This window comes from Paludisphaera mucosa, from assembly GCF_029589435.1.
GTDB classification, from domain to species: domain Bacteria; phylum Planctomycetota; class Planctomycetia; order Isosphaerales; family Isosphaeraceae; genus Paludisphaera; species Paludisphaera mucosa.
This window is the reverse complement of record NZ_JARRAG010000004.1, coordinates 58001-74589: the sequence shown is the minus strand read 5'-3', so window position 1 is coordinate 74589 and position 16589 is coordinate 58001. Positions and strand designations below refer to the sequence as shown.

Genomic DNA, 16589 nt, shown 5'->3' with positions numbered 1-16589 from the left:
CCGGCCGATCCGGGCCGGGACACGACGAGGCCCGACGCCATGCACGCCACCCCCCTGCTCGCCCTCGCCCTGGCGATCGCGACGACGGCCGCCGGACCCGGTTCCGGCGACTATGCGCGCGGGCTCGACGCCGCGAAGCTCGACCAGGCGACGCTCGACGTCGAGGGCTACGGCGACAAGAAGGCCCTCAAGCGCGAGGACGACGGCCTCCACGTCGTCCTCGCGCAAGGGGCCGAGGAGACGGGCTGGAAGGCGCCCCAGCAACTCCGCTTCGGCGGCGACTTCACCATCACGGCGGAGTTCGTCGCCAAGAGCCTCCCCAAGCCGGGGATCGAGGACGGCGTCGCCGTCGGCCTGGCGATCGCCCTGAGCGCGATCGACCAGCCCGACGCGACCTTCATCCGCGTCGTCGAGCCCAACGGGACGGCCGTCTATCGCACGATCGAGAAGGTCGGCGGCGGCGACCCGAACCAGCAACAGATGATGATGATGCAGAACCGCATGATCGTCATGCGGGGCGGCATGGGGATGATCGTGATGGGCGGCGGCGGGGCGCCCGGGGCCAAGCCCGCCGTCCCCCCGCGCAAGACGTTCCCCGCCGCGGGCGAGACCTTCAAGTTGGAGCTGAAGCGCGAGGGCCAGATCCTCCGGTTCCTCGTGACCGACGCGAAGTCCGACGAGCCTCGCTACCTCGGCCAGGCCACGCTCCAGCCCCAGGACGTGGCGGGCGTCAAGCTGTTCGCCGTCAATCGCAGCGGCGCCGGCCCGGTCGACGTCGTCTTCAAGAGCCTTTCGATCCGCGCCGAGCGGGTCAGCGGGCTGGGGACCGCCGTCCGCACCGTGTTCGACCAGGTCGTCTACGGCGAGCCGACCGGCATCGAGGACGGCAAGCTCGTCATCGGCGAAGCGGGCGCCGCCGGCGCGGTCCCGCCGGGCGCGACGCCGCCTCCGACGCCACCGGTCCAGGCGGCCGTCGCCCGACGAGCGGCACGGGCCGTGCGAGTGCAGGCCGGCGGCATGGTGAGGGTGGCGGCGCCCGCAGCCGTTGCCGCCCCGGTCGCAGCCCCCGCGCAGGCCCAGCCCGTCCCTCCGGCGGGGGCTCCTGCGGCCGTCGCCGCCGCGACCCCGGCGCAGCCCGCCGCAGACGGAACGCTGCCGGCCGACGTCTTCGCGCCGGCCGCCGCTGCTCCGCCGCCCAAACCGAAGGCCCGGATCCCGCTCGACGAGATCGAGGGCGTCCGCTTCGAACGCCAGGCGGCCTTCGCGGCTCGGTTCGTCGGCCAGCCGAACGTCGATCTCACCCAGGGGGCCCCGACCCCGTCGCAGCCCGGCGCGCCCGCCCAGCCCGGCGCCCCGGCTCCCGCTCCGGCCGCCGCGGCGGCGACGGAGCCGCCCAAGAAGCCCGAGGCCGGCGACGAGGTCACGGCCCCGCCGCCGGGGACGACGATCGTCAAGCCGCCGCCCAAGGTCGAGGCCAAGAAGAACGGCATCCGCGACATCCAGCTCGCGCTCTCCGGGCTCCGGCCGGCGAAGATCCAGCAGATCATGATCAACTGCCAGACCGACCAGGGGGCGACGTCCTGGAGCCTCGACGCGGCCGGCGGCCAGGGCTGGCCGCTGGTCCTCCGCCGCGCGGGGACGGAAACCACGGCCGAAGTCTTCCTCGAACCTCCGCCCGGCGACTGCCATCAGAAGCAGTTCACGGTGAACGTCAACTACGAAGACGGCCAGGCCGTCTCGGCCAACTTCCAGGCCGACGGCCATTCCGACGCCAAGCTGGCCTCCGACGAGAAGGCCCCGGCGTCCGAGACGCCCGACGCCTGGGTCTTCCTGGAAGGCGACGAGAAGCTCTTCGGCAAGTTCGAGGGCGTCGCCAAGGACTCGCTCCGCCTGTCGACCTCGTGGAAGGACGTGCTGGAGATCCCGCTCTCGCGGATCGCCGGCGTCCACCTCAGCCTGCTCGATCGCAAGGAGACGCCCGAGTCGTTCGCCCGCCGGCTCAAGACGAGGGGGTCCGAAGACGTGCTCCTCGCCCAGTCGAAGAACGGCGAGGTCGTCCCGATCGCGGGCGTCCTGGAAGCCGTCGAGGCGGGCCGGCTCCGCTTCCTCTACCAGGGCAAGTCGCGGTCGCTGCCGCTCAAGCAGGTCGAGGGGGTCGTCCTGGCCTCCCGACCCGCGACGCCGGCGAGCGACCTGCGCTCGACGTTCCTCCTGCCCGGCGGCGTGGCCGTCTCGGGTCGCTGGAAGGGCATCGAGGCGGCCGTCTGGAAGGTCGAAGCCCCGTGGGGCCAGGAGTTGAAGCTGCCCGCCGCCGAGGTCCAGGAAGTCCGCTTCCGGGGCGGCAAGATGACCTACCTCTCCGACCTCGAACCGGCCCGAGTCGAGGAGACGCCGTTCTTCGGCCGCCGCTCGCCCTGGCGTCGCGACGTGAGCCTGTCGGGCGGCAAGATCAAGATGGACGGCCGCAACTACGACCGAGGCCTCGCCGTCCACGCGCGCTGCATATTGACGTACGACCTCGAAGGCCGGTACGAGACGTTCGAAGCCCTGGTCGGCTTCGACGAGGAGGCCCGCGGCAAGGGCCGCGTCGAATGCCGCGTGCTGGCCGACGACAAGGAGCTTTACGCCAACCCCGACCTCCGGGCCGACGCGCCGCCGGTCCCGCTGAAGCTCGCCGTCGCGGGGGCCTCGCAGCTCAAGCTTGTGGTCGACTTCGGCGCCGGCCAGGACGCGGGCGACCGCGTCGTCTGGGCCGACGCCCGACTCTTCCGCGCCTCGCCGCCCAAGACGGCCGCCAACGCCCCGGAGCCCCCGCGATGACCAGGACAATCACGCGTTTCCTCGGGGCGTCCGTCGCCCTGAGCCTCGCGCTCGTCGCCGGCCGGGCCGGGGCCGAGGAGCCCGCCGCGAAGCCCCGCGACGACGCTCGGGCGCAGATCGCCGTCGAGGTGGACGACGTGTCGATCTGGGTGGGCAATCCCTCGCAGACGACCCTCAACGCCGCGAAGGCCTATCGCAACCCGATGCCGGGCGTCGTCGGCACGAGCCGGCCCAAGCTCGACGACAAGGAGCTGGCCGGCCTCTTCCCGATCGCGCCGGGGTCGTTCGTCCAGTTCTTCGGCGAGCCCTCGCGCGACGTCGACGTGGACCTGAAGATCAAGAAGGGGACCTTCCTCGCCCACTGGCCCGGGGGCAAGGAATACGCCGGCCGGGTCCGCTGGTTCGGCTCGGACCTGCTCGCCGAGCCGCCGCCCGACCTCCCGGCGAGCTACCTCCCCGACGACGGCGGCCTCTTGAGCAAGCTCCGCGCCAACCCCGCGGCCCTCTATCTCAAGAACGAGACGCGATTCGAGCGCTTCATCGCCTACGACGCCGACGTCGCGCTGCCAATCCCCGTGCGGATCCGGGGCGGGCCGGACGAATATACGCTTCAGAACATGACCAACCGCCGCCTCGTCGACGTCGCCGTGATCGCGCCCTCGGAATCCGGCTTCCGCATCGGCTGGCTCGACGAGCTGCCCTCCGCCGCGGCCGACAAGGACGCCCAGGAGAAGGCCGAGGCCGAGAAGAAGGAGGCGGAGAAGAAGGCCGCCGAGGCGCGCAAGGCCGATCCCGCCAAGCAGGCCGAGGAGGTCTTCGGCGACGCCGCCAAGGGGGACGAGAAGAAGGAGAAGCCCGACGAGCCCACCCCGCTGCCCGCCGAGGGCGACGCCGAGGTCCGCGCCCGGGTCGACCAGTTCCTCAACCGGCCGATCACCGCGGCCGTCGAGTCGGCCCCCCGCCGCGACCTGCTCGGCATGGTCTCGGCCCAGTGCCGGCTCCGCTTCGAGTTCGACGACAAGACGCTGACCAAGGAGAAGGTCGACCTCGCCAAGCCCACCGGCCTGAAGGCCGCCGGCGTCCCCGCCCGCGACGCCCTGGCCGACCTGCTGGGCGGCGTCGGCCTCAGCTACCGCGTCACCGAGGAAGGGCGCCTGTTCATCACCACCGCCGGCCGGCTCGCCGAGGCGGCCGACAAGAAGGGCGGGCCCGTCGAGGGGCCGCCGATCAAGCTCGGCATGTCCCAGCCCCTCAAGTCGTCCGACCCGTCCTATCGCGAGTTCACCCACGACGCCCTGGCCCGCCGCCTGGAAGGTCGCGGCCTTCGCAAGGACGTCATCGCTCTCGTGCTCGACCGGCTCTCGAAGGATCTGTTCGAGCCGGGCGAGCTGCTGATCCTGGCCCACCTCAGCCGCGAGGCGATCGACGAGGCCGTCCCGCTCGACGTCTTCCCGACGCCCAAGAAGTTCACGCGCGTGGCCCTGGTCGTGGTCCACGGCGTCGACCCGCGCCTCCAGGATCGCGCCAAGGCGTTCGTCCAGCAGCTCGGCGACCCGTCCTGGAAGTCGCGCGAGGCCGCCGAGGCCCGCCTGCTGGCCCTCGGCCCCGCGGCCGTCCCCGCCCTCGAGGAGGCGCTCCGCGACAAGGACGTCGAGGTCGTCTACCGCGTCGAGAGGCTGCTCCTGAAGCTCAACCGCAACGTCCCCTGACCGGCCTGCGTCGTCGTCATCCATCACGTCGTCGCCGACGCCCTATGGCGGACGAGGACGGAGCGGAGGACAATTGGCATCGAGGCGCGATCACTTTCGGATTCCGCGGGGATCGAAGACGCTTCCCGCTCGCGGCGCCGCGGTCGGTTCGATCGCGCGCCGGCGGAAGATCGCCGAATGCGGAGTGCGAGCCAGCCGCATCTCTCACGTCCGGATCCTTCACGGCGATGACGAGCCGAAGGGCCAATCATGAACGCGACAACCAACCCGATCGCGACGCCCGAAGGCCTGGAACGCTTCCTCTCACTCCACCAGGAAGCCGTCGAGGCGGTCGTCGGACGGTTCGATCAGAACACCACCGCTTCCTACGGCATGTTCGGCGTGCGCGGTCGAGCGGCGTGTCGGGAAGACGTCGGCTATCAACTGGAGTTCCTCCGGCCGGCGGTGGAATTCGGGACCCGGCGGCCGATCCTGGAATACGTGCGCTGGGTCACGGCGATCCTGGGCTCGCGGGGCATTCCGTCGCAGGATTTGACCTTGTCGCTGAGCTGCCTGATGGAGTTCTTCGCCTCACGACTCGACGACGACGACGCTAGGCCGATCGTCGCCGCCCTGAACGCCGCGATCACCTCCTTGCGCGATCCTTCGGCCGAGGCGTCTCCCTGCGTACCTCTCATGCCGGAGGCGTGCGAGGAATGCGATGCATTCGGCGCGGCCCTGATCTGCGGCGACCAGAGGACCTCGGTCGGCATCTTCCGCGAGGTCGCTCAGGAAGGCCGATCATTCCTCGACGCGGAGCTTCACCTCGTCCAGCCCGCCCTATATGGGATCGGCAAGGGCTGGCAGGACAATCGGATCTCCATCGCCCAGGAGCATCTGGCGACGGCCATGGTCCACGGCCTCCTGGCGCGGGAGTTCGCCCAGGCCTCGTCCTTGCCTTCCAACGGCCGCAGCGCGCTGCTCGCGGCCGTCGAAGGGAATGAACACATCATCGGCCTGCGGATGGTCGCCGACGCGTTCGAGCTGTCGGGATGGGACGTGCACTACCTCGGCGCGAACATGCCGACGACCTCGCTCGTGAAGATGGTCCGCGACGTTCGCCCGGACGTCGTCGGCCTGTCGGTCGCGATGCCGCATCACCTGCGGCCGGCGCGTGAGGCGATCGCCGGCCTGCATTCCTCCCTGGGAGAGGCCTGCCCGGCGCTGCTCCTGGGAGGGCTGACGATCAACCACTTCGCGCCGATGAAGAAGGTGCTCGGGGCGGACGGCACTGGCTCCGACGCGCGGTCGGCCGTCGAGGCCGCGGAACTCCTCGTGGCCTCGCCGTGAACCTGAGCCCGCTGAAATTCCCGGGATTACGGCGGACGCTCGCCGTCGCGATCGCCGAGATCGAGCCATCCGGACGGCTGCACGACGCCAACTTGGGGTTCCTCCGCCTGCTGCCCGACGCGGTGGCGCGCGAACCTCATCCCGACGTCTCCGGCTACCTGCTGTCGCCCAGCCTCCCCCACCTCGTCGAATGCTCTCAGTCGGAGCCCCACGCCGCGTACGAGGGCCTCCTGACCATCGGCGACCCCGAAGGCCGGGTGCGGACGTTGCGCGGCGCCGTCTCGCGGAGCGGGAGCCGCCTGCTGCTCGTCACCGAAACGGAGATCGAGGAACTGGAACGCATCAACGACCGGGCCATCCAGCTCTCCCTCGACCTGGCGCAGGCGCAGCGCGAGCTGCTCTCCGCTCACAACAAGCTCGAGCGTCGTGAGGAGGAGATTCGGATCCTCTCGCAGACCGACCTGCTGACGGGGATCGCCGACCACCGACGGTTCGACGAGCTGATTGCCGCCGAGTTCGCCCGGGTCCGCCGCTATGGCGGAAGCTTCGCGCTGGCGGTCGCCGACATCGATCATTTCAAGAGCGTCAACGACGAATTCGGCCATGACGTCGGCGACGCGGCCCTCCGCGCCTTCGCGAACGTCGTCCGGCTGCGGATCCGCAGGACAGACCTGGCCGCCCGGTTCGGTGGCGAGGAGTTCATCGTCCTCATGCCCGAATCCGACTCCGAGGGGGCCGTGCGGTGCGCGGAGGGCGTCCGGTCGCATTTCGCTCGCGAGCCGATCCCTCCAATCCCTTGGGCGATCACAGCCAGCTCCGGCGTCGCCGTCCTCCATCCCGACGACACCGTGAAGACCCTGTGCAAACGCGCGGACGCGGCCCTCTACGCGGCCAAGGACGGCCGCCGGAATCGCGTGGTGCTCGCCTGAGCGGCGCCAGCTGCAGGCTCTCTCGCGAAGCCTATCAGGACAGGTCCACGCCGAACGGCCCGCCCTCGTCGTCGACCTCGAACCGAGTCGGATCAAGGCGCGGCTTATACCCGGCGTATAGCCTCGCGGGTGGCGAGGCGGTTTTCTTCGACCCGGGATTCAAGCTGACCTGCCCGGTACAAGTGCCGCGTTCGAATCCCGCGCGATCCGAGATTATAGAGAATCCGGATCGTCGTCCCAATCGGATCCATGCTCCAGGGGGATCCATTTCGGCCTCACGAGGAAAATCGGAATTGCCGACGGCTGCTTTTTCGAGTAGATTTGTCGGATAGGACTGTTGTATCAAAATCGTCGAGATATCGAGAAATGGTCTCGGCCGCCTTCCTGAGCACGTGCTTCCTGCTCGCCGGCCTCCCTGCCGTGGCGTCCGGCGACTTCGCCGCTCCGGAAACGTCGTACGCCTGCGTCGTCGCGAGCTGCGACGAAGGTGGGTCGTTCGACGGCTCCCAGGCTGCGGCTTCGGAACGCTCCTGGTCGCGAATCGTCGCCGTGGATTCCGATGAAGAAGAGGAGTTCGAATCGTCGCCCGAGGCGCCGGTCGTCTCCTTGACGTTGCGGCCCGGGCTTCGGAACTCCCTCCTCACCCCTCCATCGATCGTGTCCAGCCCGAGAAACGGCTCGCGTTCGATCTTGCGCTGCTGATGAGTCCGATCGGCCCTTTCCCCAGGGCCCGGCTCGCCTTGCCGATATCTTGAGGCCGCCGTCCCCTCCTGCGGCCTGTCTCGCGACGGCGTGGGTCGACGACCACCGCCGGCCGCCGAGCGACGCCCACTCCCGCGTCGAATGCTGAATCCTGCCGATGCGCCCTTCGGGATCGACCACCCCCGGTGCGTCGTCTCGCGCGGACGGCCATCCCCCGTCCGCTCTTTGGGACTGCCGGCGCAGGCCTGCGCCGGCGTTGGAGATTGCGAAGCCATGTCTTCCGAAACCTCCGTCGACGACGTCGTCGAGAAGCCGCAAAACGGGCTGGCCGGCCTCAAGCACTGGCGGCACGACCTGATGGCCGGCCTGCTGGTGTCGCTGACGTCGCTCCCCTTCTCGCTGGGCATCGCGATCGCCTCGGGCTCGCCGCCGATCGCGGGCCTGATGTCGGCGATCATCGCGGGCCTGATCTTCCCGTTCCTAGGCGGGGCCTACGTCACGATCAGCGGCCCGGCCGCCGGCCTGGCCCCCGCCCTATTCGCCGCGATGCTCGCCCTGGGACACGGCAACCGCGAGATCGGCTACCCCCTGCTGCTGGCCGTGATCTGCGTCGTGGGGGCCATCCAGGTGGTGCTCAGCCTCCTGGGCGCCGCCAGGCTCAGCGCGGTGTTCCCGGTCGCGGTCGTCGAGGGGATGCTGGCGTCGATCGGCCTGCTGATCATCGCCAAGGAGCTGCCCCATTTCCTCGGCCAGGAATTCCGGGCCCACGACTTCTTCAGCATCCTCGCCGAGGCCCCGTCGCAGTTCGCCCGGGTGGATCCGCACATCCTCGGGATGGGCGGCGTCTGCCTGGCGATGATGTTCGGGCTCTCGCACCCCCGAATCCGCTCCCGCCTGCCGGTCCCTGCGCCGGTGCTGGTGGTCGCCGTGGGCGTCGTGCTCGGGCTGCTGTTCGGCATCGACGACTCGCACCGGATCAGCATCCCCGACAACATCCTGAAGCACGGGATCGTGCTGCCCAACTTCCCCGGCCTGTTCGCGGACCGGTCGCTCGCCTGGGTGATCGTCACGGCCGTGCTGACGCTGGTCCTGATCGACGGCACCGAGTCGCTGGCGACGATCAAGGCGATCGACCGGATCGACCCGTTCAAGCGACGGTCGAGCCCCGACCGCACACTGCTGGCGATGGGGATCTCGAACATGATGTCGAGCCTCGCCGGCGGCCTGACGATCATCCCCGGCGGCGTGAAGAGCAAGCTCTGCATCGTCAGCGGCGGCCGGACCCTCTGGGCGAACTTCTACAACGCCTGTTTCCTGCTGCTCTACCTGTTCGCGGGCAAGGCCCTGATCAACCTGATCCCCTACAGCGCCCTGGCTGCGATCCTGATCTACACCGGCTACAAGATGTGCGAACCAGCCGTCTGGCGGCACGTCGCGCACATCGGCCGCGAGCAGCTCTTCCTCTTCGCCACGACGGTGGTCGTGACCCTGGCCACCGACCTGCTCGTGGGGATCGGCGTCGGAATGGCCGTGAAGCTCCTGCTGGGCGTGGTGACCACGGTCCGGCACGACCTCGCCCGCAAGGCCGTGGCCCCGGCCGCGGGGATCCAACACGGTATCGCCATGGCGTGCCGATTCTTCGCCAACCCCGTCGGCACACGCGAGCGCCTGGGCGACTGCTATGTTATCCGCTTCAACGGCCCGCTCGTCTGCTTCAACATCCCCCACCTCAATCGCGAACTGCGGCGCATCCCCGCCGACGTCTCCGACGTGGTGCTTTACGTGGGCGAACGGGTCGCGATGATCGACCACACCACCTGCGACAACCTCATGTATTTCATCGAGCAGCACCGCCGCAGCGGCCGGGGCCGGGCCGAGCTGATCGGCATCGAGCACATGCACAAGACCTCCTCCGCCGCGACGAGCCGTCGCCTCGCCGCCGTCCCGATCGACTCCGGGACCACGATCTCCGGGCCGCATCCCTGCATTTGAGCGCGATCGGCGGCCGAGCCTATACGCGGCGTATAAGCCCGGCCCGAAAGGCGAACCTCCGACCGCGGGCGGGCTCCATCTCCGTGGATGAGAGCCCGTCGCCACGGGGAGGGACGCAGAGTTGGAGACGACGAAGACCCTCCTGCGACGAGCGGAGCACGGCGACGCAGACGCCGACTTCCGCCTCGGCTACCGCATCGCGTTCGGTCGGAAACGATCGAGGCCGCCCGACTGGCTGGCCGCTCTCCGACATTGGAGGCGCGCGGCACGACAGGGACATGCCCGGGCGATGTTTTCCATCGGCGTCTGCCACGACCAAGGGTGGGGCGTGGCTCGCAACGTCTCGATCGCCCGGAAGTGGTACGAGAAGTCCGCCCGCCGCGGACACCCGGGGGCCATGTACAACCTCGCGTTCTGCTACCGCGAGGGCGAGGGTGCCCGGCGAGATCTCGCGAAGATGCTCCTCTGGCTCACCCGGGCCGCCGAGCTGGGCGACTCCGACTCCCAACGCGACCTGGGCTGGTGCCATCATGAGGGCGTCGGCGTCCCGGCGGACTCGGCGACGGCGGCTCGCTGGTATCGGGCGGCGGCGAAGGCGGGCGACCGGACGGCGCAGTACAACCTGGGATTGTCGTACCTATCGGGCGACGGCGTCGTACAGTCGCGACGATGGGCCCGCCACTGGCTGGGCATGGCGGCCGAGCAGGGTCACCGCAAGGCCAGGGCCTGGCTGCACAGCATCGCGCCCCAGCGGCCGGAAGGTATACCCGGGGTATAGTCCCGAGCGGCCGCCGGGATTTTCTCCTCCCAGATCGCCCGCCCGAGCCCATCCTCAGGATAGAGGCCGCGCCAGAAGCCCCGGAATCGTTCCGCGAAGGGTGGTCGCCCATGCCGGAAAGTTCCCTTGACTCCAGCTCGGCGATTCTCCGAAGAGGCCGGAATTTCGGAGCTTTCTGCTTCATCTCCCCGTGCCCGCCCGCGAACCAAGCCGAAACAGAGCCGATGAACCGGGCTGCCGCGGAGGGCTCGTCCGGCCAATTTTCCCTGTAAAAACGGACGAAACCTCGCGGGCCTCCTCGATTCACAGGGACCGCGGGCCGGACGAAACGAAAAAAATTTCCGCGGATCGAACCCAAACTTGCAAACGAGGCAAGAGGCTGGCGAGGCAGGGGGGTATACGCGGAGCATAGCCCCGGTGGTTGCGGGCTTCAGACCCTCGAGGAGGCGGGGCGGGAAAGGCTTATACGCGGGGTATACCCCGGCCGATATGACCTCATGGAGAATCGGATTCCGGAGGGGGGGACGCATGGCGATCATCACGGCGTTGAATCAGAAGGGGGGGGTCGGCAAGACCTCGACCTGCTATCACCTGGCGGGGGCCCTGGCGCTGGGGGGCAGGAGGGTGCTGCTGGTCGACAACGACCCCCAGGCGAGCCTCACGCAGGGCTTCCTCGGGCCCCAGGCCACGCGGGCGCTCGACCCGGGCGAGACGATCGCCGCCGTCTATCAGCAGGAAGCCATGGCCGACCAGGTCGTGCGGGCGACGAACGTGCCGGGGATCGACCTCCTCGCCGGCAGCCGGGCCGCCGGCAGCTTCAACGTCCCCGACCCCCATCTCGTCGACTGGCCGCTCCAGACGGCGCTCCGGGACTTCCTGGCCGACGTCGCCGACCGCTACGACGTCGTCATGATCGACTGCCCGCCGAACCTTCACCTGGCGTCGTGGACCTCACTCGTCGCGAGCGACGCCCTCCTCGTCCCGCTCCAGCCCGAGGACTTCGGGGCCCAGGGCATCGCCGACGTCCAGGAGTCCATCGACCGCGTCGTCGCCGGGCCCAACCCCGACCTGCTCCTGCTGGGTTTTCTGGTGACCATGTCGAACCCCCGGCTCTCGGTCCACAAGGGGTTCGAGCAGCTCTTGCGGACCCACTACGGCGACGCCGTGTTCACGACCACGGTGCCGATCTCGACCGACTACAAGGAAGCCATCGTCCAGCGCCAGCCGGTCGCGCAGTACAAGCCCAAGGGGGCGGCGACCAAGGTCATGAAGGCGCTCGGCGAGGAGATTTTCGCGAGACTGGCAGCGGCCCAGACGCCGCGCGCCGCCGGGGAGGCCGCTTGACATGGGAAAGCTGGACGAACTGCTGAAGGCCGGCGGCGCCAACATCGCCGAGAGCATGGGGGCCGGGCGGCCCAAGATGGGCTCGTTCGAGGCCCGGATGGAAGCCAAGACCTCCAGCGTCCCCAGCCGCTGGCAGGGGGTGGCCAAGAGCAAGAACGCCGTCGAGATCCCGGTCGACAAGATCGTGCCCGACCCCGACCAGCCCCGCGAGGAGTTCGAGCCCGACGCCCTCGCCCGGCTCGCCGAATCGCTCAAGACGCGAGGGCAGCTCCAGCCCATCCGTGTGCGCTGGGATGAGGCGCAGGATCGCTACGTCGTCGTCTGCGGCGAACGCCGCTGGCGCGCGGCGGGTCTCGCCGGCCTGGCCTCGCTCTCGTGCGTGGTCTCGGAGGGACCGATCGACGAGGGCGAGCTGCGGGAGCTGCAATTGATCGAGAATTGCCTGCGCGAAGACCTGCGGCCCATCGAGCAGGCGAAGGCGTTCCGCGCCCTGATGGATCGCAACGGCTGGTCCGGCAACCAGACGGCCAAGGCCCTCGGCGTGGCGCAGCCGACCGTCGTGCGGGCGTTGGCGCTGCTGCACCTGCCCGAGCCCGTCCAGGGCCGGGTCGAGGAGGGGACGCTGCCGCCGGGGACCGCCTACGAGATCGGCAAGATCCAGGACCCCGCCATCCAGCGCGACCTCGCTGAGCGGGTCGTCAGCGAGGGCCTCAGCCGCGCCGAGGCCGTCGAGGCCGTCCGCGTCGCCGCACGCCGGACGCCTTCCACGGTCGGCAAGGGCAGGGGGGCCCGCCGCGGCGACAAGGCGCCGACCACCCGGACCCTTCGCGCCGCCGGCTGCAAGATCACCGTCGAGAACCGCAAGGGGGTCGACGACGCCCTGCTGGCCGCCGCGCTCCGCGAGGCCCTCGAACAACTCGCCGCCCAGGCCGAGCTGGCGGCCTGACGAAAGACTCGCCGTCCGGCGATCGCCGGGCCGCCCATGACGGCCGGCTCGGCGTCTCTCCGCCCCGCTCACGTCGCCGTGAGAGCATTCGCCCCGAGGGCCAGGAAGGCCGAAGATGAACCCGACCCTGGCGCTCGCCCTTCTCTCGGTCCTGTTCTTCGCGACCGCTGCGGGCATCGTCCTCAAGCAACGCGCCGCCCGTAGCTGCCCGAAGCATCACAGATCGGCCGGCCTCGCGGCCCAGGCCCTGGCGACGGCGTGTTTCGGGGTCGGGCTCGTTCTGGCCGCGCTCGCCGCGGTCGTTTTACTTCAACTCGGGCTTTGAATCCGATCTCCCGCGCGGGCGACCGTACGAAGCGGAATGCGAGTCGACGGTCAGGATGGTCCATGACGTGTCCAGCGATCAAATTCCGATCGGGCCGTTGGGTCGCCCTGGGGCTCGTCCTGTGCCTGGGCGCGGCGACCGTACGCGGCCAGGAGGCCCCTCCGACGGCCGGGGAGATCCTCCAGCAGTTCGAGAAGCGGCTGAAGGCGCTGGAGGAGGAGAATCGCACGCTGCGCGATCAGATGCGTTCCATCGCGGAGGCGAAGGGAACTGGCGGCGCGTCGACGGTCGCGTCCGGGACGGCCGCGGATCCGGCGCCGGCCGCGAATGACGGACCGGCCGATCCCACCCAGGGGGCGCCGACGTTCCGGGTCGGCGAGACGGGCGTCACGACCAATACGCGGGGATCGAAGCGTCGACTGCCGCTGAAGGCTTACCTCGGCCAGGGTTTCGAGCTGAGCAGCGACGACGACGAGTTCCAGCTCCAGTTCCACAACGAGACGCAGGTCGACTACCGGCTTTTCGACCATACGGGGCAGGGCACGGTCCACAACGGCTTCTTCATCCCCCGCCAGATCTGGACCTTCAACGGCCGCATGACCAAGAAGCTCGAGTTCCTGGCCTCCTTCCAGCGGGGCCTCTCGGGATTCGAGCTTCGCGACGCGCTCGTGAACCTCAAGGTGCTCGACGAAGACCGGCTCATGCTCAAGATCGGCCGCTATCGCGTCCCGTTCACCTATGAGTTCTACGCCGTCCCGAACTACGACCTGATCTCGCCCGAACGCTCGGTCTTCGCCATCAATTTCAGCAACATCCGCGAGATCGGCGCCATGGCCTGGGGCACGTTGCGGGACGATCAGATCGACTACGCCGCCGGGGCCTTCAACGGCCAGCGCAACTCGTTCGAGGACCTCAACGACGAGCCCAATTTCGTGGGCTTCCTCAACGCCCGCCCGTTCCGCCACTCGGAGCGGCTTCCCTTCTTGAATTACCTCAACATCGGCGGCTCGACCGAGGTCGGCAACCAGGCGGCGACCCAGGCCCCGCTCGCGCTTCGGACCTCGGTCAATGCGTCGCAGGGGTCGGGAGCCTCCACGGCCTCGCCGGCGTTCCTCTCCTTCAACAACAACGTCCGCGAGGACGGCATGCGCGCGATGGGCTCGTTGCACGCCGCCTGGTTCTACAAGCGGCTTTCGCTGCTCGCCGAGTGGGACCGCGGGTTCGTCAACTACCTGCCGGGCGCCGGCCCGACCACCACGCGGGTCGACGTCCCGGTCGACGCCTACTATGTGCAGGCCGGCTTCTTCCTGACCGGCGAGAACGTCACCCGGCGGGCCCCGATCCAGATCCGCAAGCCGTTCAACCTCAAGCGGGGAGAATTCGGCCTCGGCGCGGTCGAGCTGGCGGCCCGCTACTCCACCCTGCACCTGGGCGGCCAGGTCTTCACCTCCGGACTGGCCGATCCCAACCTCTGGTCCAACGACGCCGGCGTCCTCGACCTGGGCTTCAACTGGTACATCAACTCGTACCTGAAGGTCTACCTCGACTGGCAGCACACCGAGTTCGGCAGCCCGGTCGTCTTCGAACCGGGCCGGTACTATCTCAATAGCGAGCTGTACTGGGCGCGGCTCCAATTCCTCTTCTGACCGACGCCGGAATGAGGCTCCCCGAAGCTCCAGGCTCAGGATATGATTCAGGCATGGCCACCATCCACGAAGAGATCCCGGCGCTCGACGTCCTGCTCGACTCGATCCTCGACCGCCTGCCGGACGAGGTAGTCGCGTCGCTGGCCTCGATGCGCCCCAAGACCGTCCGGCGGAAGAAGGGCGAGACGCTCGCGGACCAGTTGGTGCGCCTGACCCAGCTCCGGGCCAGGGCGCGCACCGACAAGGCCGGTCCGCTCCCCGACGAGCCCGACTTCAACGAGGTGACGCGGCGGACCATCGAGGACGCCCGGGCGGGCAAGAACGTGACCCGCTATGAAAGCGCGGAAGAGATGTTCGCCGACCTCGGAATTTGATCCATGGCGCGAAGGCGGAAGGCCGATCGTCGCGAAGACGAGCCGACGCCGGCCCCGCGACCGCCCCTGACGCCGAGCCTTGCCGTTCGTTTCAAGCGGGATGTGCGCCTGCTGGAGAGCCGCGGCAAGGACATGGCCAAGCTGCGTGCCGTCATGGCCGCCATCATCGAGCGGCGTCCCCTTGACCGCAGCCGCGTCGATCACGCTCTCAGCGGCCCGTGGAAGGGCTGTCGAGACTGCCACGTCGAGCCCGACTGGATCCTGATCTACGAACTCTCGCCGACCGAGGTCGTCTTCCACCGGACCGGGACGCACGCCGACCTCTTCTGATCGGCGCTGCGTCCGGACTCTTCAGAAGGTCAGACGTCGGTGAGCGCCTCCTTCGAATCGCCGAAGGCGTCGAGGTGCAGGCCGGCCTTGTCGAGCATCGACAGGTAGAGGCTGCACATCTTGCGGTTGGGAGCCTTGAGGTAGTCGAGCACCCGGCCGCCTTGCAGCTTGCCGCCTCCGCCGCCGACGAGGATCACCGGGAGCTGGGTGGCGTCGTGGGTCCCGCCCGAGAGCATGCTGGAGCACATCATCAGCATCGAGTTGTCCAGGGCGGTGCGCTCGCCCTCCTGGATCGCGTCGAGCTTGCGGGCGATGTAGGCGAGCTGGCCGGTGAAGAGCTGGTTGACCTTCAGCCAGTCGGCCGTGTCGGTGTGCGAGAGCAGGTGGTGGATCATGTAATCCACGCCGAGCTGGGGGAAGCGCAGCGAGCTGTGGTCGTTGTTCAGCTTCAGCGTGGTGACGCGGGTGGCGTCGGTCTGGAAGCCGAGGACGAGGATGTCGCACATCAGCTTCATGTGCTCGCCGATGTCCTGGGGGACGCCGTCGGCGGGGCGGGGGACGTTGGGCTTCGCCAGGGTCGGCTTCCAGCCCTGCAGCTCGCCGCGGTCGCCGGCGCGCTCGATGCGCTGCTCGACCTCGCGGACGGACTCCAGGTACTCGTCGAGCTTGCGGCGGTCGGACAGGCTGACGTCGCGGCGGAAGTCCTGGGCGTCGGCGAGCACGGCGTCGAGGACGCTCTTGTCCCCCTTGGCGGCCTCGTCCTTGAACAGGCGGTCGAACGCCAGGGCGGGGAACAGCTCCAGCGGCGTCGGGCTCGTCGGCGACGTCCACGAGATGTGCGAGCTGTAAAGCATCGAGTAGTTTTTATGGACCGACGGGTTAGGCTGTTCGCAGCCGAGCACCAGGCTGGGGACCTTGGTGGACCCGGCGTGCTTCTGGGCGAGGAGCTGGTCGAAGCTGGTGCCGGAGCGGATCTCGCCCCCCGAGGCCAGCGGCGCGCCCGACAGCAGGTTGCCGGTCTGCGAGCTGTGGATGTTGCCCTTCAGGGCCTCCTCGTTGTAGAGGCCCTTGATGAAGACGAGCTTCTCGCGGAAGTCGTGCAGCGGCGCGAGCACGCCGCCCAGCTCCATGTCGCGGCCCTTCCCCTTCGCCCACCATTCCTTGCCGTGGAAGCCGTTGCCGGCGAAAAGCACGCCCACCCGCACCGGCGGGTCGCTGGCCGGGTGGGTCGACGGCGACTCGACGCCCCAGACGTTGTGCGACTCGAGCCACGGCAGCGACATCGTGACGCCCACGCCTCGCAGGAAGGTGCGGCGGGACAGCTCGGGGGTCGGCATGGGTCACCTCGATGGTCGGAAGGATGGA

The 16589-nt window shown here is 69.2% G+C and carries 14 protein-coding genes and 1 pseudogene; 13 read left to right on the top strand and 2 right to left on the bottom strand.

From position 1 onward, the window contains the following. Window positions 1-39 precede the first annotated feature (39 nt). The 4 genes from PZE19_RS31240 to PZE19_RS31225 all read left to right on the top strand — a co-directional run bounded on the left by PZE19_RS31240 (window position 40) and on the right by PZE19_RS31225 (window position 6787). Window positions 40-2820: an NPCBM/NEW2 domain-containing protein gene (locus PZE19_RS31240; RefSeq protein WP_277864592.1), complete on the top strand. Its 2781-nt coding sequence runs from the start codon at window positions 40-42 to the stop codon at window positions 2818-2820. Beyond that, a complete protein-coding gene (locus PZE19_RS31235; RefSeq protein WP_277864591.1) occupies window positions 2817-4529 on the top strand; it encodes a hypothetical protein in 1713 nt (570 codons plus the stop codon). The genes PZE19_RS31240 and PZE19_RS31235 overlap by 4 nt, the downstream gene beginning before the upstream one ends. Before the next feature lie 249 nt (window positions 4530-4778). After that, on the top strand, window positions 4779-5858 hold the full coding sequence (locus tag PZE19_RS31230; RefSeq protein ID WP_277864590.1) for a cobalamin B12-binding domain-containing protein: 1080 nt from the start codon (window positions 4779-4781) through the stop codon (window positions 5856-5858). Then, window positions 5855-6787 carry a GGDEF domain-containing protein gene (locus tag PZE19_RS31225; RefSeq protein ID WP_277864589.1) on the top strand — a complete coding sequence of 311 codons (933 nt, stop codon included), beginning with the start codon at window positions 5855-5857 and terminating at the stop codon, window positions 6785-6787. The genes PZE19_RS31230 and PZE19_RS31225 overlap by 4 nt, the downstream gene beginning before the upstream one ends. Before the next feature lie 275 nt (window positions 6788-7062). Here the strand turns inward: PZE19_RS31225 and PZE19_RS31220 are convergent, their stop codons facing one another. Continuing rightward, the gene (locus PZE19_RS31220; protein ID WP_277864588.1) at window positions 7063-7764 is read right to left on the bottom strand and encodes a hypothetical protein; all 702 of its coding nucleotides are present in this window, start codon (window positions 7762-7764) and stop codon (window positions 7063-7065) included. Here PZE19_RS31220 and PZE19_RS31215 point away from each other — a divergent pair. From PZE19_RS31215 to PZE19_RS31180, 9 genes and pseudogenes are all read left to right on the top strand, one after another. Next, a complete protein-coding gene (locus PZE19_RS31215; RefSeq protein WP_277864587.1) occupies window positions 7763-9481 on the top strand; it encodes a SulP family inorganic anion transporter in 1719 nt (572 codons plus the stop codon). The two genes, PZE19_RS31220 and PZE19_RS31215, sit on opposite strands and share 2 nt — an antisense overlap. Before the next feature lie 121 nt (window positions 9482-9602). Then, a pseudogene (locus tag PZE19_RS33315) lies at window positions 9603-9749 on the top strand (hypothetical protein); the annotation flags it as partial. 21 nt (window positions 9750-9770) lie between these two features. Next, window positions 9771-10259, top strand: coding sequence for a tetratricopeptide repeat protein (locus PZE19_RS31210; protein WP_277864586.1), 489 nt, complete (start codon window positions 9771-9773; stop codon window positions 10257-10259). A gap of 528 nt (window positions 10260-10787) precedes the next feature. Further along, the gene (locus PZE19_RS31205) at window positions 10788-11603 is read left to right on the top strand and encodes a ParA family protein (protein WP_277864585.1); all 816 of its coding nucleotides are present in this window, start codon (window positions 10788-10790) and stop codon (window positions 11601-11603) included. Window position 11604: 1 nt separating this feature from the next. Next, complete coding sequence (locus PZE19_RS31200) at window positions 11605-12549, top strand: ParB/RepB/Spo0J family partition protein (RefSeq protein WP_277864584.1); 945 nt, start codon at window positions 11605-11607, stop codon at window positions 12547-12549. Between the two features lie 115 nt (window positions 12550-12664). Then, window positions 12665-12874, top strand: a complete 210-nt coding sequence (locus tag PZE19_RS31195; protein WP_277864583.1) for a hypothetical protein — start codon at window positions 12665-12667, stop codon at window positions 12872-12874. Between the two features lie 62 nt (window positions 12875-12936). Continuing rightward, entirely contained in the window at window positions 12937-14520 is a 1584-nt protein-coding gene (locus PZE19_RS31190) for an OprO/OprP family phosphate-selective porin (RefSeq protein ID WP_277864582.1), read from the top strand. Window positions 14521-14573: 53 nt separating this feature from the next. Next, window positions 14574-14894 carry a hypothetical protein gene (locus PZE19_RS31185; protein ID WP_277864581.1) on the top strand — a complete coding sequence of 107 codons (321 nt, stop codon included), beginning with the start codon at window positions 14574-14576 and terminating at the stop codon, window positions 14892-14894. A gap of 3 nt (window positions 14895-14897) precedes the next feature. Then, complete coding sequence (locus PZE19_RS31180; RefSeq protein WP_277864580.1) at window positions 14898-15224, top strand: type II toxin-antitoxin system YafQ family toxin; 327 nt, start codon at window positions 14898-14900, stop codon at window positions 15222-15224. Window positions 15225-15253: 29 nt separating this feature from the next. On the opposite strand, the gene PZE19_RS31175 is transcribed toward PZE19_RS31180, so the two are convergent. After that, window positions 15254-16561, bottom strand: coding sequence for a DUF1552 domain-containing protein (locus tag PZE19_RS31175; RefSeq protein WP_277864579.1), 1308 nt, complete (start codon window positions 16559-16561; stop codon window positions 15254-15256). Window positions 16562-16589: the final 28 nt, after the last annotated feature.

Bases quoted from the DNA above. Each gene is read 5' to 3' on its own strand.
- PZE19_RS31175 (WP_277864579.1), bottom strand. From the start codon at position 16,561: ATGCCGACCCCCGAGCTGTCCCGCCGCACCTTCCTGCGAGGCGTGGGC.
- PZE19_RS31200 (WP_277864584.1), top strand. From the start codon at position 11,605: ATGGGAAAGCTGGACGAACTGCTGAAGGCCGGCGGCGCCAACATCGCC.
- PZE19_RS31180 (WP_277864580.1), top strand. From the start codon at position 14,898: ATGGCGCGAAGGCGGAAGGCCGATCGTCGCGAAGACGAGCCGACGCCG.
- PZE19_RS31215 (WP_277864587.1), top strand. From the start codon at position 7,763: ATGTCTTCCGAAACCTCCGTCGACGACGTCGTCGAGAAGCCGCAAAAC.
- PZE19_RS31220 (WP_277864588.1), bottom strand. From the start codon at position 7,764: ATGGCTTCGCAATCTCCAACGCCGGCGCAGGCCTGCGCCGGCAGTCCC.
- PZE19_RS31185 (WP_277864581.1), top strand. From the start codon at position 14,574: ATGGCCACCATCCACGAAGAGATCCCGGCGCTCGACGTCCTGCTCGAC.
- PZE19_RS31235 (WP_277864591.1), top strand. From the start codon at position 2,817: ATGACCAGGACAATCACGCGTTTCCTCGGGGCGTCCGTCGCCCTGAGC.
- PZE19_RS31240 (WP_277864592.1), top strand. From the start codon at position 40: ATGCACGCCACCCCCCTGCTCGCCCTCGCCCTGGCGATCGCGACGACG.
- PZE19_RS31195 (WP_277864583.1), top strand. From the start codon at position 12,665: ATGAACCCGACCCTGGCGCTCGCCCTTCTCTCGGTCCTGTTCTTCGCG.
- PZE19_RS31230 (WP_277864590.1), top strand. From the start codon at position 4,779: ATGAACGCGACAACCAACCCGATCGCGACGCCCGAAGGCCTGGAACGC.
- PZE19_RS31190 (WP_277864582.1), top strand. From the start codon at position 12,937: ATGACGTGTCCAGCGATCAAATTCCGATCGGGCCGTTGGGTCGCCCTG.
- PZE19_RS31210 (WP_277864586.1), top strand. From the start codon at position 9,771: ATGTTTTCCATCGGCGTCTGCCACGACCAAGGGTGGGGCGTGGCTCGC.
- PZE19_RS31205 (WP_277864585.1), top strand. From the start codon at position 10,788: ATGGCGATCATCACGGCGTTGAATCAGAAGGGGGGGGTCGGCAAGACC.